A 22784-nucleotide genomic window follows, 5' to 3' on the forward strand; every position below is an offset into this window, starting at 1 on the left:
CTGGCATGATTCATGCTTTTTACTTCGTGTAGGCCGCCTCAAGGCAGGTCCAACTCCGGCATGGTGCCGGCTGCCGTTTCCCGGTGTTCACACCGCAGCTGTGACGCTCGCCTGAGTCATAACGGCGACATTCCAAGAGGCAGCCGACGCGACAATGCACCATGCTGGCTAGACAATAACAGGAATGCACCACACCAGTGCATCACCTGCACCGCCATCGGGCACGTAGGAGAATACATTCATGGACAGTATCAGTAGCGCCATCGACACCCTGGCACAGAGTGCCAACACCCTGTTTATTTTGATGGGGTCTGTCATGGTGTTTGCCATGCACGCCGGCTTCGCCTTTCTCGAAGTCGGTACCGTGCGTCACAAGAACCAGGTCAACGCCCTCGCCAAGATCATGACCGACTTCGGTTTTTCCGCCGTCGCCTATTTTTTTGTCGGCTACTGGGTCGCCTATGGCGTCACCTTCTTTCAGGATGCCGAAACCCTGTCGGCAGGCCAGGGCTATGAGCTGGTGAAATTCTTCTTTCTGATGACCTTTGCCGCAGCCATTCCCGCCATCGTCTCCGGCGGCATCGCGGAGCGGGCAAAGTTCTGGCCTATTCTGTGCGCCTCGTCGCTATCGGTGGCCTTCATCTATCCGTTTTTCGAGGGCATCGCCTGGAACGGCAACTTCGGCCTGCAAGCATGGCTGGAAGCCACTTTCGGCGCACCCTTTCATGATTTTGCCGGTTCGGTGGTGGTTCATGCCCTCGGCGGCTGGATAGCCCTGGTGGCCATTCTGTTGCTGGGAGTTCGTCGGGGCCGCTACCGCAACGGCAAGCTGGTGGCCTTTCCGCCCTCCAGTATTCCGTTTCTGGCTCTGGGCGCCTGGATACTGTCCATCGGCTGGTTCGGCTTCAACGTGATGTCGGCCCAAACCCTGGACGGCATTTCCGGCCTGGTGGCGCTGAACTCCATGATGGCCATGGTGGGCGGTATTATCGCCGCGCTTATCCTCGGCAGAAATGACCCGGGCTTTATCCATAACGGCCCCCTGGCCGGTCTGGTGGCCGTCTGCGCCGGCTCGGATCTGATGCACCCCATCGGCGCCCTGCTCGTGGGCATCATCGCCGGCGCTCTGTTCGTGTGGCTGTTTACCCTGCAGCAGAACAAATGGAAGATAGACGATGTGCTCGGTGTCTGGCCGCTGCACGGTATCTGCGGCGCCTGGGGCGGTATTGCCGCCGGTATTTTCGGCCAGCAGGCGCTGGGCGGCATGGGAGGCGTCAGTATCGTTTCCCAGCTGCTGGGCACCGGTGCCGGTATCCTCGTAGCCTTGCTGGGCGGCCTGTTGGTGTACGGTAGCATCCGTCTGCTGGTGGGGATTCGCCTGAGCGACGAGGAGGAGTTCAACGGCGCCGATCTCAGCATCCACAAGATTGCCGCCACCTTCAATGACTGAGTAATACCGGAGCAGCCGCAAACGGTACCGACAGGCGCTCCCCTGATTAACAGGGCAGCGCCTGTTGTCATTTCAGCCTCAGTACGATCGCACACAAAACCCACTTCTTATGGTGATAACGAAAGAAAAACGGCAACAATTAGGCATAAAACTTCACGTAAAGCCAAGAAACTGGCATTATGCGCGCCGCTTAGCCACAACTGACATGCTCATGTGGCGGATCAGAGGCCCCAACCCTCACCTCAGGGCATCCCTTGATGCCACCGTTTTGTTCCCTTATATCGGATAAAGAGAGTCCATCTGATGACAACCGACAAGAAAAAACTGTCGCTGACCAGCAAGGTCCTGCTGGGCATGAGCCTCGGTATTGTGGCCGGCTTTATCTTCCGCACCCTGCTGGCCGAGGTAGCCTTCGTACAGGAGTATCTGGTCAATGGCCTGCTGCAGGTGGGTGGCGAAATTTTTATCGCCAGCCTCAAGATGCTGGTGGTGCCGTTGATTTTCGTATCGCTGGTCTGTGGCACCAGTTCGCTGAAAGATCTTTCCACCCTGGGTCGCCTCGGTGGCAAGACCCTGGCGTTTTATCTGGTCACCACCGCCATCGCCATCAGTCTGGCGCTGTTGATGGGCAACCTGTTCAAGCCCGGTGACGGCGTCGATCTCACCACCGCCACCAGCTTTGCCGCCAAGGAAGCGCCCAGCCTGGGTGATGTCATCATCGGCATGTTCCCCACCAACCCCATCAACTCCATGGCCCAGGGCAACACCCTGCAGATCATAGTGTTTGCGGTACTGTTCGGTATCGCCATCAGCCTGGCCGGCAAACCGGGCGAACGCATCGCCGCCCTGTTCGGTGACTTCAACGAAGTCATCATGAAGCTGGTAACCCTGCTGATGAACGTGGCGCCCTACGGCGTCTTCTGCCTGATGGCCCAGCTGTTCACCAGCCTGGGTCTGGATGCCATCGTCAACCTGATGGAATACTTCCTGGTGCTGGCCGGGACTCTGCTGCTGCATGGTCTGGTGACCTACTCCATCATGTTCCGGGCCCTTACCGGCCTGAATCCGCTGACCTTTCTCAAGAAAATGGAAGATGCGGTCATGTTCGCCTTTTCCACCGCTTCCTCCAACGCCACCATTCCGGTAACCATGGAAACCGCCACCCGCCGCATGGGCGTAGACAACAGGATTGCCGCCTTTACCGTGCCGCTGGGCGCCACCATCAACATGGACGGCACCGCCATCATGCAGGGCGTGGCCACCGCCTTTATCGCCCAGGCCTTCAACATCGATCTGAGCTTCAACGATTATCTGATGGTGATCATGACCGCCACCCTGGCCTCTGTCGGCACCGCCGGCGTACCCGGTGTAGGCCTGATCATGCTGGCCATGGTGCTGAGCCAGGTAGGTCTGCCGGTAGAAGGCATAGCACTCATCATCGGCGTGGATCGTCTGCTCGACATGATCCGCACCGCGGTCAACATCACCGGTGATTCCGTGGTTACCTGCATAGTGGGCAAGAGCGAAGGCGCCATGGATGTTGCGCGTTTCAACAACCCCGACGCCGGCAAGAGTGAAGAAGAAATCCACTTTCCGCACGATACACAACCGCAGACCAAAACAGGGGCCTGACAGCCGGTGTTCACCTGCATCACACCCGGGTCTGACCCGGGTGGTTTTTTTATCCGTCAACTCCCGCCCCCATTCCGGCCATTTTTTCTGCATGCCGGCCAGCAAAATAGCCCTGGCAACCATTGCCCTCGGCCGCCGAAAGTCGCATGATGGACTCATACACCACCGCCTGAGGACAGGGATGAATTCAGCCTCGATGCCCGCCTTAGGCAGGCTGGCTTCAGTGTTACGCCAGTTACCCGATTACCGTCTGCCGCTGGGCCTCTTCCTGCTGTTTGTCTCCGGCACCCTGTGGGCGAATGAATCCCGCGTACCACTCAGCGTCACCCAGCAAGTCTATCTCAATGCCCATCCGACCCTGTCGATGTGTGTGGATCCGGACTGGTTGCCGTTTGAAGCAATAGACAAAAACAACCAGCATGTGGGCATTGCCGCCGATCTTATCGCATTGGTCGCCGCCAGGACCGGATTGCAAATACAGCTGTATCCGACTTCCGGCTGGGAAGAGAGCCTGGCCGCCTCCCGTAACGGAGACTGCGTGGCCTTGAGCCTGCTCAACCAGACTCCGGAACGCGAACAGTGGCTGATCTTTACCGACCCGCTGCTGGACGACCCCAATGTGCTGATCACCCGCGAAGAACACCCCTTTATCTCCGATGTAGCCGGCCTGACCGATAAGACCATCGCCCTGCAACGGGGCACCGCCATGGCCGAACTCTTTGCCCGGGACTTCCCCAATCTGACCATTATCGACACCGATACCGAACCCGAAGCCCTGCAACTGGTATCGGATGGCAAAGCCGATCTGACCCTGAGATCGCTGGTGGTGGCGGCACAGACCATCAAGCAGCAGGGCTGGTACAACCTCAAGATTTCGGGACAGATCCCCGGTTACGAAAACCGGCTGCGCATGGGAGTACTGAAGTCGGAACATACCCTGCGCGATATTCTCAACCAGGGCATCAATGCCATTACCGAGCAGGAGCGGCAACGAGTGATGGATCGTCATCTGTCGTTGCAGATGGTGTCGGAGGTGATCACCGATTACACCCTGGCCTATGGGCTTGGGTTACTACTGGTTGCCGTCATCGGTACCAGCCTGTTCTGGGCGCGCCGTCTGCGTGCTCTGAACCGGCAACTCGAGTTGATGGCACAGACCGACTCCCTGACCCACTTGCCCAACCGCCACGGCCTGAACGCAACGCTGGAAAAAGATCTGCAACGCGCTATGCGTTACCATTATCCGCTGGCGGTGATCATGATCGACATCGATCACTTCAAGCAGGTCAACGATCAACACGGCCATCTGATCGGGGACAAGGTGCTGATCCGGTTTGGCGAGCTGTTAAAGATGCATCTGCGCGAAGCCGACTCCATCTGCCGCTGGGGCGGTGAAGAGTTTCTTATTCTCTGTTTTGACACCGATCTCGAACACAGCCGGCAATTGGCCGAACGACTGCTGACCGGCATACGCGAACACCGTTTCCCCGGTCAGGAGCACATTACCGCCAGTGCAGGCCTCGCGGCGCTCGAACCCGCCGATACCCTGGATACTCTGGTACAGCGAGCCGATGAGGCCCTTTACGAGGCCAAGCACAACGGTCGGGATCAGGCCTGCACGGCCAGACCATCACCCACGACAGCCAAACCCGGCAACAGGTCCTGAACACAGGGTTTGCATCCGCCCAATCCCGAGCGGCCGAACCTCTTTAATCGAGTGAAGCCACAGAATTCACTCAGGACGCTTAAGTCTTGGGGCCGATATGTCATACAATGCCGACCGGAAATTCAATCCAGCGGCGTTGACCGGCGCCAGTGCCAGCCAAAAGCAGGCCCTGCGTTGAGCCGCTGAACCCCCACCTATCAAGCAGGGAACGAGCGAAATAATGACAACCAAAGTACCCACCATCGTATATACCTTGACCGACGAGGCGCCCGCCCTCGCCACCTACTCTTTGCTTCCCATCGTGCGCACCTTCGCCAGCGCCGCCGGTATCAAGGTGACCCTGAGCGATATCTCTCTGGCCGGCCGTATTCTGGCCGCCTTTCCCGAGCGCCTTAGCGAAGCACAACGCGTGGCCGACGGCCTGAACGAGCTGGGCGAGCTGACCCAGGATCCACATGCCAACATCATCAAGCTGCCCAACATCAGCGCCTCTGTGCCCCAGTTGCGTGCCTGTGTGGCCGAGTTGCAGGCCCAGGGATTCGATATTCCCGATCTGCCGGAAGAAGCCAAAACCGACGAAGAAAAGTCCGCCGCCGAGCGCTATTCCAAAATCCTCGGCAGCGCCGTCAACCCGGTGCTGCGCCAGGGTAACTCGGATCGCCGTGCTCCGGCTGCGGTCAAGGCTTTCGTACGCAAGTATCCCCATTCCATGGGTGCCTGGAGCAAGGCCTCCCGCTCCCACGCCGACTACATGAATGGCGGCGACTTTTTCTCCAGCGAACAGTCTGTCACCATGGACAAAGACCAGACCGTCCGTATCGAATTCGTCAACAAGGCCGGCCAGGTCGAGCTGAAAAAAGAGCTGCCGCTGCAGACCGGTGAAGTACTGGACGGCATGTTCATGAGCGCCAAGGCGCTGGAAGCCTTCTTCGAACAGACTCTGCAGGACTGTAAAGAGACCGGCGTCATGTGGTCACTGCACGTCAAGGCCACCATGATGAAGGTGTCGCATCCCATAGTGTTCGGCCACGCGGTCAAGGTGTTTTACCGGGAAGTGTTCGAGAAATACGGCGAACTGTTCGACGAGCTGGGCGTCAACCCCAACAACGGCATGAACAGCGTACTGGAGAAGATCAAGACTCTGCCCCAGTCCACCCAGGATGAAATCGAGCAGGCCATTCACGACTGCTATGAGCACCGCCCGGAAATGGCCATGGTCGACTCGGTCAAAGGCATCACCAACCTGCACGTACCGAGCGACGTGATCGTGGATGCCTCCATGCCGGCGATGATCCGCAACTCCGGTCAGATGTGGGGCCGCGATGGCAAACAGAAAGACACCAAGGCGGTCATGCCCGAGAGCACCTATGCCCGCATCTACCAGGAAGTGATCAACTTCTGCAAAACCAACGGCGCCTTCGACCCCCGCACCATGGGCACAGTGCCCAACGTGGGTCTGATGGCGATGAAGGCCGAAGAATACGGCTCGCACGACAAGACTTTCGAGCTGACCGAAGACGGCACCATGCGCGTTGTCGATGCCAACGGCCAGGTGCTGATGCAGCACGATGTGGAAAAAGGCGATATCTGGCGTGCCTGCCAGACCAAGGACGCCGCCATTCGCGACTGGGTGAAGCTGGCCGTGACCCGCGCCCGCCATTCTGCTACTCCCGCAGTATTCTGGCTGGATGCCGACCGCGCCCACGACAACGAGCTGAAGAAGAAGGTGGAAGCCTATCTGCAGGAGCACGATCTGACCGGCCTGGACATTCACATCATGTCCTACAACGAAGCCATTCGCTTCTCGATGGAACGCATGATGCGCGGCCTGGATACCATTTCCGTGACCGGTAACGTGCTGCGCGACTACCTGACCGATCTGTTCCCAATCATGGAGCTGGGTACTTCGGCCAAGATGCTGTCCATAGTGCCCATGCTGGCCGGTGGCGGCATGTACGAAACCGGCGCCGGTGGCTCGGCGCCCAAGCACGTACAGCAGCTGATGGAAGAAAACCACCTGCGTTGGGACTCGCTGGGTGAATTCCTGGCGCTGGCGGTGTCGCTGGAAGAGCTGGGTATCAAGGAAGGCAACGCCCGCGCCAAGATCCTGGCCAAGTGCCTGGACAAGGCCACCGAGCTGCTGCTGGATAACGGCAAGTCGCCGTCGCGCAAAGCCGGCGAGCTGGACAACCGTGGCAGCCACTTCTACCTGAGTCTGTACTGGGCCCAGCAACTGGCCGCCCAGACCGATGACGCCGACCTGGCCGCCCACTTCGCGCCGCTGGCCAAGGCGCTGGCCGAGAACGAGCAGCAGATAGTCGCCGAGCTGAATGCGGTGCAGGGTCAGTCCGCCGGCCTGAACGGCTATTACCACGTCGACCCGGCTGCGGTAGAAAAGGTGATGCGCCCCAGCACCACCCTGAACCAGACCCTGGCCGCGCTGAAAGGCTGAGCCTGACCGTCTGAGCCAATTTGGTTACACCAAAACCCCGTCATCCTGGATGACGGGGTTTTTTATTATATGCTACATCGCAGATACATAAGATTATACTAATGTATGTCATTTCGGCCCTTGAAAGCCGCGGGCGGACGACGACCATCGTCGGCCGCTTCATCAAACACCCATCCCCGCATCTCAGCTTGCCCGTTACACATTCATTAGTGATGAAACCATATTTCCGCCGTTTATCGTCCGTCTTGTTCGTCGACTCATTGCTTGCGGCGGCTTGAGATACCCCTGCTGTCCGACCCGCAAAAAATCGCAAAAACATCCTTTAAATAACTATAAAACCGTACCATACAGCATAAATACCTACACTTGTGATCGTTTATCAAGCTGCTCCTGCTCACCGTCACACACTTGATTGCCTTGTTCTCTTGCGTCGGGGGTCGTCTTTTGACAGTCTATAATAGCCCCAAATGAGGTTAGAACCCGAAACGAAGGAGTGCACGGAATGAACAAGCAAAAAGGACTCAAGCTGGTGACCGGGCTGTCGGCGCTGGCGCTGTTCACCAGTACCGCCGCCCAGGCCGACAACTGGCGCTATGCCCACGAAGAATACGAAGGTGACGTACAGGACGTGTACGCACACAAGTTCAAGGAATACATCGAGGAGCACTCGGATCATAGCCTGCAGATTTATCGTTTTGGCGAACTGGGCGAATCCGATGACATCATGGAGCAGACCCAGGCCGGTATTCTCAACTTCGTTAACCAGTCTCCCGGCTTTACCGGTGCCCTGATCCCCGAAGCCCAGATTTTCTTCATTCCCTATCTGATGCCCACCGACATGAATACCGTGGTGACCTTCTTCCGCGAGAGCAAGGCCATCAACGAAGACTTTCCTAGGCTCTACGAGCAAAAAGGCCTCGAGCTGCTGAAAATGTACCCCGAAGGCGAAATGGTCATCACCCTGGATGAAAAGGCCACCACGCCGGAGGAGCTGCACAACAAGAAGATTCGGGTCATGACAAACCCGCTGCTGTCGGAAACCTATTCCGCCTTCGGCGCCACCCCGACGCCCCTGCCCTGGGGTGAGGTCTATGGCGCCCTGCAGACCAACATGATCCAGGGTCAGGAAAACCCGATATTCTGGATCGAGTCCGGCGGCCTCTATGAAGTATCCCCCAACCTGATCTTCACCGGCCATGGCTGGTTTACCACCGCCATGATGGCCAATCAGGACTTCTACCAGGGCCTGTCCGATGAAGATCAGCAGCTGGTACAGAAGGCAGCCGACTACGCCTTCGAGGAAATCATCGAGCACATCGATGGTCTCGCCGACCGCTCGCTGGAAAAAATCACCAAGAACAGCAAAAAAGTGACCGTTACTCGTCTCGATAACACCCAGATTGCCGCCTTCAAGGCACGAGCCCCCCAGGTGGAAGAGAAATTTATCGACATGACCGGAGACAGCGGCAAGGCACTGCTGGACCAGTTCAAACAGGATCTGAAAGATCTGTAAATAATTAATAACGAGCCCATGGCCCCATCGGATACTCCGATTGGGCCATATCATGCCCTGCCGGAGACGCTTCGCCACCGGGACCGGAACGGCTTTGGAGCACAACCATGTCTGAGCACACCCCTGAATTAGAAGATGACACCGCTTCCTATCACTCGGGCCTGCCCGGTGTTCTCGGTGTGATCGACGAGTGGATTGCCCGATTCGAGGCCGTGATGCTGGCGTCCGGCGTACTGCTGATGGCCATCAACACCTGCGCCAATGTCATCGCCCGCTTTGCCTTCAACGAAGGCTTCTTTTTTTCCGGCGAGATCAACCGGATTTTGATTATCTTCATCACCTTCGCCGGCCTGGGCTACGCCGCCCGTCACGGTCGCCATATTCGCATGTCGGCGCTGTACGACTCGCTACCCGCCAGGGCGAGAAAGGTATTGATGATCATCATCGCGCTCTTTACCGCCCTGGTGATGTTTTTTCTCAGCTATCACGCCTATGGCTACATCGACACCCTCCACAGCCGCGGCCGCATACTGCCGGCGCTGGGCATCGAGATCTGGTGGATTTACGTCTGGGCACCCGTGGGCTTTGCCGTCACCGGCATTCAGTATCTGCTGACCGCCGTCAAGAACCTGACCAGCGATGGCGTCTATCTCTCCACCGGGGTGGTGGATGGCTACAGTGATACCGAGACCCATACCGAAACCAAAGTTTAATCCCGGGCGACAATCAAACGCCTGGCGTCAATAACCATAGAAAGGCATAACGCATGGCAACGCTGTTAATGGCCATCATGATTGGGCTGCTGCTGTTGGGTTTTCCCATGATGATTCCGCTGATCACCGCCTCCGTGGTCGGCTTCGTGATGATGTTCGACGGCTTCGGCCAAATGGGTACCTTTATTCAACAGATGATGGGCGGCATTCGTCCGGCTTCGCTGATTGCGGTGCCCATGTTTATTCTCGCCGCCGACATCATGACCCGTGGCCACTCCGCCGACCGATTGATCAACATGGTCATGGCCTTCATCGGCCACATCAAAGGCGGGCTGGCGATCAGCACCGCCACCTCCTGCACCCTGTTCGGTGCCGTGTCCGGATCCACCCAGGCCACGGTAGTGGCGGTAGGCTCACCGCTGCGGCCGAAAATGCTCAAGGCCGGTTATTCCGACTCCTTTACCCTGGCGCTGATCATCAATGCCAGCGATATCGCCTTCCTGATCCCGCCCAGTATCGGCATGATCATCTATGGGGTCATCTCCGAAACCTCTATCGCCGAGCTGTTTATCGCCGGCATAGGACCCGGTTTGCTGATTTTGGTGATGTTTTCTCTCTATTGCCTGTATTACGCCCACAAGCACCAGGTACCTACCGAGCCGAAAGCCAGCTGGACGGAACGTTTGGTCGCTGTACAAATGGCGCTGTGGCCGCTGTTTTTTCCGGTGATTATCGTCGGCGGCATTTACGGCGGTATCTTCAGCCCGACGGAAGCGGCAGCCGTATGCGTGCTTTACGCCTTTCTGCTGGAATTTGTGGTATTTCGCTCACTCAAACTTCCGGAAATCTATCGCATCGCCAAATCCACCGGTCTGATCACCGCCGTGGTCTTTATTCTGGTCGCGGTCGGCAACGGCTTTTCCTGGATATTGTCGTTTGCCCAGGTGCCGCAGGCCATTCTGGAGTCGGTGGGGGTTAACGACGCCGGTCCGGTGGGGGTGATGATTGCCATCTGTGTGGCTTTCTTTATTGCCTGCATGTTTGTGGATCCCATCGTCGTCATCCTGGTGCTGACGCCCATCTTCGCCCCGGCGATTCAGGCCACCGGACTGGATCCGGTCCTGGTGGGGGTGCTTATTACCCTGCAGGTGGCCATCGGCTCGGCCACACCGCCATTCGGCTGCGATATCTTCACCGCCATCGCCATCTTCAAGCGACCCTATATGGAGGTGATCCGCGGTACTCCGCCCTTTATTTTCATGTTGGTGGCCGCCGCCGGTCTGATTATCGCCTTTCCGGATATAGCGCTGTTTTTACGCGACCTGGCCTTTCCCGATTGATGCCGGCACCATGAAGCAAGCGATCTATTCGATGGTCATTTCAATCCCGAACAAGAAGCCCGCTCCGCCGACCCGCCCGAGCACTTCCCTGTGACGCTCAGCACATGCCATCCGACCACCATGGAGGGTGGGAATGCCGGCATTGCAGGAGCTTTTGTTGGCCCTGTCATGTGATGGTCGGCAAAACAGCTCCCTTGGTACTCCTTGATGCTCCGGCGTCGCCTGTTGACATCGTCTACAGGCCACTTGGTGCTCGAGAAGGCCAATTGCCCGATACAGGAGAGATCAAAAAAGGGCCCTGAGGCCCTTGAGAATAACGCGGTTACGGTTCAGAAATGCCAGCTCAGGCCCAGCATCAGACCCTTGATGTCATAGTCGCTGCGGTTAATAGCTGGGGCCTATTTCCAGCCAACGGGCTCAGACCATTATCTTCCAGCTTACGCAGGCCGTCGGGATCAATTAACCCCCTGCTCGACCAACTCCTTGATCGATATCATGCCGTCCACCGCCAACAGCTGACAAAATGGCTGCGCCAGGCCCGTCGGCTCAACGAATTCACGCAGACAAACGGTGTGTCTCCACTGCCTGGCAAGCCAGAACCAGCAAGAAGAACGGATCCTGTATGAAAGGATGTTCCCAGCCATCCCTATCGGCACCAGGAGGTGCACCATGGCTAACTATCGTCGCCTGTGGACGATATTACTCGTCGTTTTCGGCCTTACCTTTGCCGTACTCGGCTATTTTGGCCGGGAAGTCTATCGCGAGGCACCACCCATTCCCGCCCGGGTAGTGACCGAAAGCGGCATCCTGATCACTACCAAAGACGGCATTCTCGACGGTCAGACCGCCTGGCAATCGGTTGGCGGCATACAGCTTGGCTCGGTCTGAGGCCATGGCGCCTATCAAGCGCCGGACTGGACCGCCGACTGGCTGCACCGGGAAACCTCCGGTTCGCCGATAAGATAAACGGTTCATACCCGTCACCTTAAACATTCGGTGGACCTAACTGCTCCGGCCTGGCCGGTTTGCCTCTGGCCCGCGAGCTGTCCCCGCACGTCATTTATTTCCATGTAAAATAATAAATTCGTTATCATGACCCAACATGCCTCGGGCACCTCACTCGGCCGGATGAATCGAATGACGACCTTGCAAAACAATGAGCATTATTTTGAGCAAACCTTTGACAAGCTGAAATCACCCAGCGCCCATTATCACCAGATCGAGTTCGAAGAATGCCGCTTTACCGACTGTGATTTTTCGAGCGTCACCTTTGAAAAGTGCAAATTCATCAACTGCGAATTCACCCGCTGCAACCTGAGCCTGGTCGCCCTGCCCTATACCATGCTGTTTGACGTCGCCTTCAGCGACAGCAAACTGCTGGGCGTCGACTTCACCCGGGTCAGCTGGCCGGTTTACCACCTCGACCACGAACTTCGGTTTTATCAGTGCATACTGAATGATGCCTCCTTCTTTGGCCTGACCCTGAACGAGCTGGTGCTGGAGGAGTGCAAGCTGCACGACGTGGACTTCCGGGAGGGCAATTTCGCCCAGGCCCGCATGATGGGCAGCGACTTCACCCACAGCCTGTTCATGCGCACCAACCTGCAGGGCGCAGATTTCAGCGACGCCACCGACTACGCCATCAATGTGCTGGAAAACCGGGTGCAGGGCGCCCGCTTTTCCCGCTACGAGGCGTTGGGACTACTGGAATGTCTGGGCATCGAGCTGATGGACTGAGCGGCAACCCCCACTATGCCCAGGCTGCCGCCATAAAAAGATACCAAGTAAAGACTCGTTCGAATTCCACCGCAGGCCTCGTCCGCCCACGGCCTGCGGGAGCAAAAACGGAGCGAGGGTCAGTGCGCAAAATATGACAGTGGGGTGACAGTAGCATTGACACGGGAGCGTCCGACTATAAGATGAGCGCATCTTTAAAGACACAGATTACTTCATGACTTCCGTGCTTTTCGTCTGCCACAGCAACGCGGCCTGCTCTCCCGTCGCAGAGGCGCTGCTCCGACACCTGGCTGCCGACCGCTATCAGGTGATGAGTGCCGGCGTAGATCCCGCCGAAATCAACGCCAACGCCCTGGTGGCCCTGCAAAAGCTGGGGGTCAATGCCGACGGCCTGCACAGCAAGGGGCTGGACTCGATTGAAGGTGAGTATTTCGACATCGTCATCAGTCTGAGCGAACAGGTCGAAGCAAGCGCCCGGGCGGTGCCATCGGCCCGTTTCATGGCCTGGCATTTCGACGACGGCTGCGTCTTCACCCCGCATCAGGCCACCAAAATGATCCAGGAAATCTACGAGCGCATCAAGCTGCTGGTGCTGGTACAGGACCGGCAGGAAAAGCCCCTGTGGTAACGGCCTCTCCCCTGTTCTTGTTCAAGGCGCTGGCCGACGATACCCGGCTGCAGTTGGTATTGCTTATCATGGCAGAGCAGGAAATGTGCGTTTGCGAAATGACTCATGCCCTGGACCAGAGCCAACCCAAGATATCCCGCCACCTGGCGCTGCTGCGCCAGGCCGGTCTACTGGCCGATCGCCGCGAGGGCCAGTGGGTGTATTACCGGCTGTCGCCGCTCCTCGACGATTACAGCCACACCCTGCTGCAACACACCCTGGAACGCCACCGGGCCTATATTGCCCCGGCACTCGACCGGCTGGCGACTATGGGCAACCACCCCGAACGCCAGCGACTGTGCTGTTAACCGTCGTTCCCATGCCGGCCTTGCCATTCCTCGGGTAAGGCTTGCCGCAAGTGGGCCAGCAAGGCCGTGCTCTTTTTGGGCTGCCGCCCGAAAGAGTACAACAAACCGACCGGCAACGGCGGCAGCCGCCATTCGGGCAGGCAAACCAATAAACGGTCCGGATGGGCTTTTTGATACCCTTCGGCAAAGCGCACCGGCAATACCCCTATGCCCTGGCCACGCACCAGGGCGTCCAGCTGCATCATGTAATTGTCCACCGTCAGTCGTGAGGGCGGCGGCTGAAAGGCATATTCTCCTTCGCTACCGTGGCGCAACATCAGGCCTTCTCCTGTCTCACCCAGCCAGTCCACCCAGACGTGAGCCGACAACTCTCGCGGGTGCCCGGGCGGCCCCTTGTCGGCTAAATAATCGGGGCTGGCATACAGACGGCATGGCCAGTCGCAGAGGATTTCATGGCGCAGGCCACAGTCCGGATCCGGGCCCAGCCACAGCCAGATTTCGCCCTGTCCCTCACCGGCTCCCGGCGGCCGCGTTTCCGTATGCAGGGAAATCCGCAGCCCCGGGTAATCGGCCAAAAAGTGCTCCAATGCCTGGGGAAGCCAGCCCCGAACACAACTGCTGTGTACCCGCACCACCAGCTCGCCGCTCACCTCCTCGCGCAGATCGTCCATGGCCTGCCGGCCCTGTTCGGCCAGACGCAATATCTGCCGGCTGTAACGTTCGAACAACAGCCCCGCCTCCGTGGCCTGCAACCGGTTGCCCCGGCGGTGCAGCAACGGCTGGCCCAGTCGGGCTTCAAGCTGGCTCAGGCGCCGGCTCAGGGTGGACTTGGGCAATCCCAGCCGGCGGGCGGCCTCGGTCAGGCTGCCGCAGGCCATGACGGTGGCAAACCCTTCCAGCTCCAGTAAATCCTGCATGCAAACCTCCACGAAACACTGGAACAAGGTTCAGGCGTCCATCCTGTCTCAACCGGGAAGACACGCTAAAAAAATGAGAACCGTTTAATATAAAAGTGCGAGACGGCCAAATGAAAAAGCGGAATGGCCGGCAGGGGCCGGCCATTCAGAACATCAACGCCCAGGTGCCTCTACCTCAGAAATCGATGCTGATACCCAGGTTGACCCGGCGACCGTCCAGCACGGCGCCGTAGGTGTCGTTGGTCACTTCCTTGTCGGCAATGTTGTAAATGCCGGCGGTCAGATCGGTGCCCGGCGTCAGCTGATACACCAGGCCCGCATCAAAAAAGGTATAGCTCGGCGTGCCCTCGCTCATGCTGGTACGGCTGAGGTAATCACTGGTTTCACCCCGGTAGTTAGCCTGGGTCCACAAATTGAGCCGGTCGCTACTCTGCCAGTCGAGGCTGGCGTTGGCCATGTGCTCGGGCATCTTGTTGAGGGGCTGGCCCGCAAACTCGCCGCTTTTCTGCTCCGATTCGGTATAGGTATAGCTGGAGCTCAGGCGCAGATCCCGGGTCAGATCATAGTCAAGGCTCAGCTCAATACCCTGCATCAGGGCGTCATCGATGTTTTTACGGGTGCTCAGGAACAGATAGTTGTTGCCCTCAAAGGGACACTGCCAGGTGGCCGGATCGTTGCGATCACCACCGGGCTCACAGAATCTGTCTTCCGCAATCTTGTCCTTGAACTCGGTACGGAACACCATCAGGCTGGAGTTCAGCCCCAGCTCCTGGCTCTGATAGACGAAGCCGGCCTCGTAACTGGTGCTCTTCTCCGGCTGCAGATCCGGGTTGCCGATGATCAGCGCGCGCGGATGGGGTGCGGGAGAGCCACCGCCGCCGGTGCCGCGACCAAAGCCCGCTGTGGCCTCGGCCAGCCCGGGCTGCTTGTAGCCGGTGGATACACCCCCCTTCAGGGTCCACGCCGGGGTCAGGTGATAGGTGGCGTAGACCCGGGGCGACAGGTGGCCGCCAAACAGCTCGTCATCGTCGTAGCGCAGGCCTGTGGTCAGGTTGAGATCATCGGTCAGCGACCATTCGGCCTCGGCGTACAGGGCCGCGATCCAGCGATCCACCTGGGCCACGGCGCCGGGGACATTGCTGGACAGCAGGCCGTTGGTCTCGTCGGTGAAGTCTTCAAACTTGTACTGGCCACCCAGGGTCAGCACGTGCTCGTTCCAGAAATAGCTGCCCTGGGTGTTGAGGATGGTAACTTCCTCACGCTTGGTCAGATCCTGCACCCGCTCCGACACATCGTGCTGCACATAGCTGCTGAGCTGCAGATCGCCATAGCGGCCATCATGAGACAGCTGGTAGACATCCTTGTGGTAGGTGGTTTCGGAGCCGGTGGCGGTGAGCGCCACGCTCTTGCCCGGGGTGGTGGTGGCATCCAGGCTGGCGGTGTCGTAACTCAGACCGATTTCGTTGGCGTCATCCGGAGTCAGTATCAGTTTGACGCCGCCTTTCTTGCGGGTGCTGTCCGGCGTGCTGGCGGCACTGTCATCCCCGCCGACGAAGTCGCTTTCATCGGTTCCCTGCCAACTGCCGTTGACCTGGGCACCGAGCAAGCCGGGGATCAAGGCGCCACCGGCGAACAGATTGACCTGCTGGGCATCATTGCTGACGTCGTTGAACGACTTGGTGTAGTCGGTGCTGATGGTACCGCTCCAGGCGCCCTCGGTCTTGCGGGTGATGATGTTGATGACGCCGCCCATGGCCTCGGAGCCGTAGAGGGAGGACATGGGGCCGCGGATCACCTCGACGCGCTCTATCATCGAAATGGGCGGCAGCGCGATTTGCTTGCCGCCGTCGCTGCCATTGGTGTTGACCGCACGGCCCGCCGACACCGGTTTGCCGTCCACCAGATACAGGGTATAGGCCGGCGCCATGCCACGAATGCTGATGTCTTGAGCCTTACCGCCTCCGGTCACATAGACGCCGGGAATATTGCTCACCGCGTCCGTGATGTCGGTGTAGGCCTTTTTCTCCAGCTCTTCCCGGCTGATCACCGAAATACTGGCGGGTGCCTCGGCAATGTTTTGTTCAAAGCCGGCGGCGGTCACCACCACCGTCTCCAGGGCGGTAAACTCCTCGGCCATGGCTGTGCCGCCCATGCCCAGCATTGCCAGGCCCAGCGCCTTGCTCAGGGCGGTGCGGGTAAAGAGAGCGGGAGCGTTGAAAGGCTCGGACATGTCGTTGACTCCTTGAGTAATTGGTTTTCCATGATGAAGCGTGTCTACCACTCGCAATAGTGTCATGATAATGATTATCATTGCGTTTCAAATGGAAATTATTGCAACAAGGTGTTGTAAAAAACGGAACACAAAAGCAGGCATGACACGGACCGGAAAATCCAGGCAGGGAAAGGTCGGTGCCCGCACGTGGCAGACACCGGAGAAACGATCAGAGTTTGTTGCTCAGGGTTCGTTCAAGACTGCCGACAAGCTCGCTCAGCCAAACGCTCAGATCTCCCTTGGCGGGGCGAACCAAGGGCTCGAGCCGCCACCGATCGGGGTCGCCGATCCCCTTGCCGGCTTCCAGCTGCAAATCGGCCCAATCACCATTTACCTGAGGCAGCGCCAGCCCCATCACCAGCGGCACCAGTCGGTCATCGTCAGTGGCCAGGGCGCCGATATTGGCGTTGAACAACAGCTCGTCCATGGCCAGGGCCTGGCGCTGAACATGCCGTTGCAGCGCCCGGCGGTTGGCCTCGATTTGCCCGGCCTGACCGGGCCAGATGCGGGCCAGATCCCGCGCCGCCACATTGGTCATCAGCAGCAGATTGTTGGTGTCGAGCCAGAAATAATCGGGCTCGGAGCGGTTCGGCCGCAGGGTCACCTGGGCACCACTCGGCGCCAGCTCTCGCGCCACATCCACCGGGATCACCGCGATATTGCGCTGGCGCAGCAGCGGATAGCTGGACAACGCCGGCCACACCGACTCTATGGTCAACAGCGCCGTAGCCTGGGGCAGGCTGGCGGCATCCGTCTTGCCCAGCCAGCCGGGAATGCGGTTCACCGGCAGGCGCCGGGGCGGCAGATACGTCACCTCCACCCCGGTGTTTTGCATCAGCGACAGCCCCAGGGCGTGCAGTACAGGCACGCTGCTTGCCAGCACCGGGCGGGACTCGGCGGCCTGGGCGCCAAACCCCAGGCACAGCAGCAACAGACAGACTTTTTTCATCATTCGATGTTTCTCCAGCGACGCAGCACCAGCGCCAGCACAAAGCCGGCGGCGGCAAACATGACGATGGCCGCCCCCGAGGGAATGGGCAGGGCACCGGCCATGGGCGCCACTATGCCCAGCAGGCAGCTAAAGGTGGAAAACAGCACCGACAGCCAGAAAAACTGGCGGCCGTTGCGGCTGATCAGCCGTGCCGTGGTGGCGGGGATCAACAGCAGGGCGCCCACCAGAATGGCCCCCACCACCTTGACCGCGGCCACCGTCACCAGGGCGATCAGCACAATAAACAGGTAGTCATAAAGCCGCACATTAATGCCCCGGGTCTGGGCCAGCTCCGGCGACAGGCTGGCCAGCAGCGCCCGGTTGGCGCCCCGCCAGATCAGCCACAGCGCCAGGACGGCAATCACCGCCAGCACCAGGATATCGGTGTCCTTGACCGTGAGAATGGAGCCGAACAGCACGTTTTCCAGAATGTGCACGTTCACCTTCTTGGCCACATAAAGCAGCAGCGCCGCCCCCAGGGCGATGGCGAACGACAGAAACACCCCCACCAGGGCGTCATAGGGCACCTGGGTGCGGCTTTTCACCCAGTGCAGCAGCAGGGCGAACATCAGGCAAAAGCTGAACAGCGCCACCAGCGGCTGCGTGGCCGGCTCGCCCAGTAAAATGCCCAGCGCCACCCCGGTGAGGGCGCCGTGGCCCACCGCCTCGGAGAAAAACGCCAGCCGCTTGACCACCACCAGCGGGCCCAGCGCCCCCAGCAACGGGCCCATCAGCAGGGCCGCCACCAGGGCGTTGGTGAGAAAGGCATACTGAAACATCTCGGGCAGCCAGCCGCCCTGATAGAGGGCAAACACGCCCTGTCGCAGGCTTTCCATCAGGCGCAGGCCTCCAGTGCCGGTTGTGCGTATTGGGTGAGCACCTGCTGGGGCCGGCCATGGGCCCGAAGGCCGCCGTCAATCAGCCAGACCTGGTCGGCGAAGCGGCGCACCCAACTCATGTCGTGGTGGATCACCAGCAGGGTGGCGCCGGCCGCTTTAAGGGCCAGTATTTCCCGGTTGATCAGCCGCTCCGCCTCGCTATCGAGTCCGGTCATGGGCTCGTCCAGAAACCAGAGCGAACTCTCGCGTTCCAGTCCCTGGGCAAACAGCAACCGCTGGCGCTCGCCCCCGGACAACTGACCCAGCCGCAGGTGCAGCTTGTGCTCCAGCCCCACCCGGGCCAGCAGCGCCTCGATGCGTGCCTGGCAGCGGTGGCGGGAGCGGCCAAACAGCGGCCGCCGGCTCAGGGTGGTGAGCATGAACTCTTCGATGGTAATGGGCAGCGAAGGCTCAAAGCGGGCCAGTTGGGGCACATAGGCCAGGTGACCGGCACGGCCGGGCCAGTGCCGGGTGATCTCGCCCTGATGGGGTTGCAGCCCCAGCAGGCACTTCATCAGCGACGACTTGCCGGCGCCGTTGGGGCCGATAATGGCGTGCAGTCGACCCGCCACCATATGGCCGGACATCGGCGCCAGAATGGGCACCCGGTTAAGGGACAGCGCCAGCCGCTCAAGGGTAATACCCGGTCCCATCAGGCCTCCCCGGCGGCAAAGCGCAGCGCCTGTACCAGGGTTTGCAGGTTGTGCTCCATCTCCCGGCTGACCAGCTCGGCGTCATAGTCGCCAAAGGTCATGTGGGAGAAGTGGTAAATGCGGATGCCGGTGGCCTGCTCTATGGTGTCCACATAGCGGTTTTCCATGTCGAGCTCGGTGAACAGCAGGTGAATATCGGCCTCACGAATGCGCTCGATGGTTTTCTGCAGCTGGCTGGCGCCGGGCTCCACCCCGTGGGCGGGCTCGATGACGGTGTCGATGCCGATGCCGAACTCCTGCAACAGGTAGCCATAGGCGTTGTGGGTACTGGCGATGCGGATGCCGGACAAGTCCAGCTCCAACAGCTCGCGCCGATAGCGGTTTTTCATGGCGCGCAGCTCGCGGCCGTAGGCCAGGGCGTTGGCCTGAAACGCCTCTGCGTTGTCGGGATCGAGCCGGCCCAGCTCCCGGGCAATGGTATAGAGCTGGCGAATGGCGGCGTCGATGGACACAAAGGTGTGCGGGTTGTAGTTGTTGTCGCCGTTGCCACCGCCGAGCAGGGGCAGATCCTGGTTGGCCTTGATCAGCGTCAGCCTAGGCAGCGCCAGCCCCTGCAGGGCGTGCATGGCGAACTCGTCGTGGCCGATGCCGTTGAGCACCAGGGCGTCCATGCGGGTGAGACGCTTGAGATCCGCTGGTTGCAGCTCGTAGCTGTGGGGATTGAAGCCGCTCTGGATCAGCGGCAACACTTCGCCCTTGTCGCCCAACACCTTGCTGACATAGCTATAGTAGGGATGCAGGGTAATGCCCACCACCAGGTGTTTGGCCGAGACGTTGAAGCTGAGCAGCAGGCCGGCGCAGAACAATAGCCATTTTTTCATTGTTATTTATCCATTTGTGTCCAGTGAGCCAGATCCCGGCAATGGTGTGGAGCATCGCCACCTGGGTGGTAAAACAGCCCCCCGGCCGGTGCCAACCAGAGTGCAAAGGCCGCGCCAGTGGTCGGCTCTGTGGTGGCATAGCAGTTAGTCTCCGGCTGTTGCCAGACGAGCCCCTCCCGATCAAAGGGTGGTACGCTCAGGGCGGCCAGCCGCCCCGCCGTGGGCCAGGGATCGCCGGCGGAGGTCAGAAACCGAATCTCCTCGGCGGCGATGGCCAGTTCGGTGAGCAGGCGGCTGTCTTGCATATTAAGGCCGGTGTGAGGCGCAGCTTCGGCTGCCGCCTGCTGGCGCCAGGCGATGCCGGCGGCGCCGGCCAGCAGTATCAGCGCCAGGGTCAGCATGACCCAGAGGGTTTCGCGCCGGCCGTCATCGGGCGGCACCCGCTCCAGGCTTCCCGTCTTTCGTTCAGAGCTCGACATAGTCGAATTCCGCCGGCTGTTCGTGGCCGGCGTCGAACTGGATGTAAAACTCCTGGTCGCTCCAGGGGAGCCGGACCTTCGAGTGGGCATCGGCCTCGGCCCGGGCCATTTCTTCGTCGTCATAGCTATACATCACCACCTCGGCACCGGTGGCCAGGGTGCCGTCGCTGTAGCCAACGCGGCAGTCCACTGTGTCGCCGTTGCGGCTGCAGTCCATTACCGGGTAGTGCGCCAGGGCCGGGGCAGCCAGCCCTAGCCCTGCACACAGCAGCAGGGCTCGCATCATGGGACGTCTCCTCATTCAGGCATGGCTTCAAAGGTAAGCAGGTAATTAACCCCAGCCTGATCCGTCAGCGGGCTGTCGACGGGCTGACGCAGGCCGGTGCTCAACAGATGCGGGCCACCCTGTTCGGGGGTGAAATGCACCTCGCCGTTGGCGTCCGTCATCAGTTCGGTCTGGCGGCGGTCATCCCGGTAGTTGGTGCCGTAAGGCACCACTTCCACCTTGAGATCCTTCACCGGCTCGCCATTGAAGGTGAAGCGAAACCCGACCTCTTCGCCCACGACAATGTCGCTGGGGTGGGTCAGGGCATCGAGCTCAAAGCCCTTTCCTGTGGTGACCAGCACCTGGCGGGACGGACCCTGCTTGGTCACGTAAAAGGCGCTGATGCTCTGCACCGCATAGGTGGTCACCTCGCGGGCGGCCTCGGGCAGTTGCCCCTGCACTTCCTGCTTGTTGCCGAAAATGCGGCGCTGGGTGTTGCGCTTGCCGATCACGTAGTTGGTGGTGTAACGCTCGGGCGTGCGCAGCTCCACCTTGTAGGTGCCGCTGTCGGTTAGCTCCAGATCGAACACGCTGCGGCGCTGGCCCTTGAAGTAGGAGCCGATGCGGCCGGGCTCGTTGGCCGGGTTGTAGATGGTGACGTAATCGAGGCCAACCGGCTTGTCGAAGCTGAACACGCCATGGGAAGCGGTGGCGTCCACGGTGATCCATTTCGCTTCTTCAACAGACAGGCTGAATTCGCTGGGCAGCATCCACAGCGGGTGGGCGCTGGCGCTGCCGGCCAGCAGGGCCAGGGCGGCGATAGAGGCCTTTATTTTTTTCACGTTATTGTGCTCCTGTGCTGATAATGACGTCGCCCAGTTCTTCCGTGGGCTTGAGATGATAACGGGCGGGCTCGCCGCCGAATTCGATAACCTGGCGCACCAGGCTGCGGCTGCCGTGTTCCCGGGCCGCCTCCACGTTGAGGCGATACTTGCCCGGAGCCATCGGTTTACCGGCCTGATCGGTACCATCCCAGCTCAGCCGGTATTGCCCCGGCTTGCGGGTGGCGGAGGTGACCGCGTCCAGTTCGCCCTGGTCATACCGGCCGGCCTTGCGCCACCAGCGGCGCATGTCTTTGAGCCAGTCGCTTTCCTTGCGCCACACCGCCAGGGTTTTGACCGGTTGCTGCCGGTCGTTTTCCACCCAGACTGCCACATAGGGCCGGTAGTGGCCGCCGCCGCTGCCTTCGGGCAGGGTGAGCTCGATGTTCACCGGTTGTGCCATGGCCGGGGCGGCGCACAACATCAGGGCCAGCAGGGGCTTTTTCATGAAAATCTCCACTCAGTAAAGGATCAGCAGATACAGGCCGGCCATCAGTACACAGCCCAGGCCGGTGACCGCCAACAGGCGGCCGCGCTTGCGCCGCATGGGCAGCACCAGCCAGAAGCCGGTCAGGGTGAACAGCAGCATGACGGCGGCGGATACATCGATAAACCAGCTCCACGCCGGGCCGGCGTAGCGACCCATGTGCAAATCGTTGATCACCGCCATCCAACCGTAATGCTGCTCTTCGAGGAGCACGGCTCGATCTTCCAAGCTAACTTCCACCAGGCTGTATCCTCCCGGACGCTTGATATCAATCAGCAGCAGCGCCTCATCGGCAGACCAGTCGAAACGCACCTCTCCGCCGGCCAACAGCTGCTCTTGCTGCAGCCATTGCCAGACCCGGCCGGCGGCAAGCAAGGGATTCTGTTGCCACTGCCCGGTGTTGGAAAACCGATAGGGCAAGGTCAGCTCAAGGGTCGCTTCTGGTATTGGCGTCGGTAACCACTGGCGATTGTTCAACGTCAGCCCGGTCAGGGTGAAAAACAACATGATGGCCAACATCAGCATCGAGCAGTAGGTGTGCACCGGACGCACCCAGCGAGGCGCCGCCGAGACGCGTAACGATTTGCTTAACATGACAACAG

General features: G+C 59.8%; 21 protein-coding genes and 1 pseudogene. 11 read left to right on the top strand and 11 right to left on the bottom strand.

Annotated features, from left to right (window positions below; translation table 11 throughout):
- Positions 1–241 precede the first annotated feature (241 nt).
- The 11 genes and pseudogenes from ACLEIV_RS12455 (at position 242) to ACLEIV_RS12505 (ending at position 13478) form a co-directional block, all read left to right on the top strand.
- A complete protein-coding gene (locus ACLEIV_RS12455; RefSeq protein ID WP_410456962.1) occupies positions 242–1450 on the top strand; it encodes an ammonium transporter in 1209 nt (402 codons plus the stop codon).
- 303 nt (positions 1451–1753) lie between these two features.
- Positions 1754–3082 (top strand): dicarboxylate/amino acid:cation symporter, encoded by a 1329-nt coding sequence (locus tag ACLEIV_RS12460; protein WP_410456963.1) that lies wholly within the window; start codon positions 1754–1756, stop codon positions 3080–3082.
- 181 nt (positions 3083–3263) lie between these two features.
- Complete coding sequence (locus tag ACLEIV_RS12465) at positions 3264–4748, top strand: diguanylate cyclase (protein ID WP_410456964.1); 1485 nt, start codon at positions 3264–3266, stop codon at positions 4746–4748.
- A 220-nt stretch (positions 4749–4968) separates the two neighbouring features.
- Positions 4969–7200, top strand: coding sequence for an NADP-dependent isocitrate dehydrogenase (locus tag ACLEIV_RS12470; protein ID WP_410456965.1), 2232 nt, complete (start codon positions 4969–4971; stop codon positions 7198–7200).
- Between the two features lie 502 nt (positions 7201–7702).
- Positions 7703–8713 (top strand): TRAP transporter substrate-binding protein, encoded by a 1011-nt coding sequence (locus ACLEIV_RS12475; RefSeq protein ID WP_410456966.1) that lies wholly within the window; start codon positions 7703–7705, stop codon positions 8711–8713.
- Positions 8714–8820: 107 nt separating this feature from the next.
- Positions 8821–9426, top strand: coding sequence for a TRAP transporter small permease (locus ACLEIV_RS12480; protein WP_410456967.1), 606 nt, complete (start codon positions 8821–8823; stop codon positions 9424–9426).
- Between the two features lie 53 nt (positions 9427–9479).
- On the top strand, positions 9480–10766 hold the full coding sequence (locus tag ACLEIV_RS12485) for a TRAP transporter large permease (protein ID WP_410456968.1): 1287 nt from the start codon (positions 9480–9482) through the stop codon (positions 10764–10766).
- A gap of 669 nt (positions 10767–11435) precedes the next feature.
- Positions 11436–11732, top strand: a pseudogene (locus ACLEIV_RS12490) (hypothetical protein).
- Between the two features lie 171 nt (positions 11733–11903).
- A complete protein-coding gene (locus ACLEIV_RS12495) occupies positions 11904–12503 on the top strand; it encodes a pentapeptide repeat-containing protein (protein ID WP_410456969.1) in 600 nt (199 codons plus the stop codon).
- Between the two features lie 214 nt (positions 12504–12717).
- Complete coding sequence (locus tag ACLEIV_RS12500) at positions 12718–13131, top strand: arsenate reductase/protein-tyrosine-phosphatase family protein (RefSeq protein WP_410456970.1); 414 nt, start codon at positions 12718–12720, stop codon at positions 13129–13131.
- Complete coding sequence (locus tag ACLEIV_RS12505; RefSeq protein WP_410456971.1) at positions 13125–13478, top strand: metalloregulator ArsR/SmtB family transcription factor; 354 nt, start codon at positions 13125–13127, stop codon at positions 13476–13478. The genes ACLEIV_RS12500 and ACLEIV_RS12505 overlap by 7 nt, the downstream gene beginning before the upstream one ends.
- On the opposite strand, the gene ACLEIV_RS12510 is transcribed toward ACLEIV_RS12505, so the two are convergent.
- The 11 genes from ACLEIV_RS12510 to ACLEIV_RS12560 form a co-directional block, all read right to left on the bottom strand.
- Positions 13475–14395, bottom strand: coding sequence for a LysR family transcriptional regulator (locus tag ACLEIV_RS12510; protein WP_410456972.1), 921 nt, complete (start codon positions 14393–14395; stop codon positions 13475–13477). The two genes, ACLEIV_RS12505 and ACLEIV_RS12510, sit on opposite strands and share 4 nt — an antisense overlap.
- A gap of 175 nt (positions 14396–14570) precedes the next feature.
- Positions 14571–16625 (bottom strand): TonB-dependent receptor domain-containing protein, encoded by a 2055-nt coding sequence (locus tag ACLEIV_RS12515; RefSeq protein ID WP_410456973.1) that lies wholly within the window; start codon positions 16623–16625, stop codon positions 14571–14573.
- 211 nt (positions 16626–16836) lie between these two features.
- Entirely contained in the window at positions 16837–17619 is a 783-nt protein-coding gene (locus ACLEIV_RS12520) for a hypothetical protein (protein ID WP_410456974.1), read from the bottom strand.
- A complete protein-coding gene (locus tag ACLEIV_RS12525; RefSeq protein WP_410456975.1) occupies positions 17616–18494 on the bottom strand; it encodes a metal ABC transporter permease in 879 nt (292 codons plus the stop codon). Before ACLEIV_RS12525 ends, ACLEIV_RS12520 begins: the two co-directional genes overlap by 4 nt.
- The gene (locus ACLEIV_RS12530; RefSeq protein WP_410456976.1) at positions 18494–19189 is read right to left on the bottom strand and encodes a metal ABC transporter ATP-binding protein; all 696 of its coding nucleotides are present in this window, start codon (positions 19187–19189) and stop codon (positions 18494–18496) included. Before ACLEIV_RS12530 ends, ACLEIV_RS12525 begins: the two co-directional genes overlap by 1 nt.
- A complete protein-coding gene (locus ACLEIV_RS12535; RefSeq protein ID WP_410456977.1) occupies positions 19189–20070 on the bottom strand; it encodes a metal ABC transporter solute-binding protein, Zn/Mn family in 882 nt (293 codons plus the stop codon). Before ACLEIV_RS12535 ends, ACLEIV_RS12530 begins: the two co-directional genes overlap by 1 nt.
- Before the next feature lie 2 nt (positions 20071–20072).
- Complete coding sequence (locus ACLEIV_RS12540) at positions 20073–20549, bottom strand: DUF6162 family protein (RefSeq protein WP_410456978.1); 477 nt, start codon at positions 20547–20549, stop codon at positions 20073–20075.
- Complete coding sequence (locus ACLEIV_RS12545) at positions 20536–20835, bottom strand: hypothetical protein (protein WP_410456979.1); 300 nt, start codon at positions 20833–20835, stop codon at positions 20536–20538. Before ACLEIV_RS12545 ends, ACLEIV_RS12540 begins: the two co-directional genes overlap by 14 nt.
- A gap of 11 nt (positions 20836–20846) precedes the next feature.
- Positions 20847–21656 (bottom strand): DUF4198 domain-containing protein, encoded by an 810-nt coding sequence (locus ACLEIV_RS12550; protein ID WP_410456980.1) that lies wholly within the window; start codon positions 21654–21656, stop codon positions 20847–20849.
- A gap of 1 nt (position 21657) precedes the next feature.
- The gene (locus ACLEIV_RS12555; protein WP_410456981.1) at positions 21658–22143 is read right to left on the bottom strand and encodes a DUF2271 domain-containing protein; all 486 of its coding nucleotides are present in this window, start codon (positions 22141–22143) and stop codon (positions 21658–21660) included.
- 12 nt (positions 22144–22155) lie between these two features.
- Positions 22156–22776 carry a PepSY-associated TM helix domain-containing protein gene (locus tag ACLEIV_RS12560; RefSeq protein ID WP_410456982.1) on the bottom strand — a complete coding sequence of 207 codons (621 nt, stop codon included), beginning with the start codon at positions 22774–22776 and terminating at the stop codon, positions 22156–22158.
- Between the last annotated feature and the right edge of the window lie 8 nt (positions 22777–22784).

The sequence above is a fragment of the Oceanisphaera submarina genome (assembly GCF_046521305.1).
GTDB lineage: Bacteria > Pseudomonadota > Gammaproteobacteria > Enterobacterales > Aeromonadaceae > Oceanimonas > Oceanimonas submarina.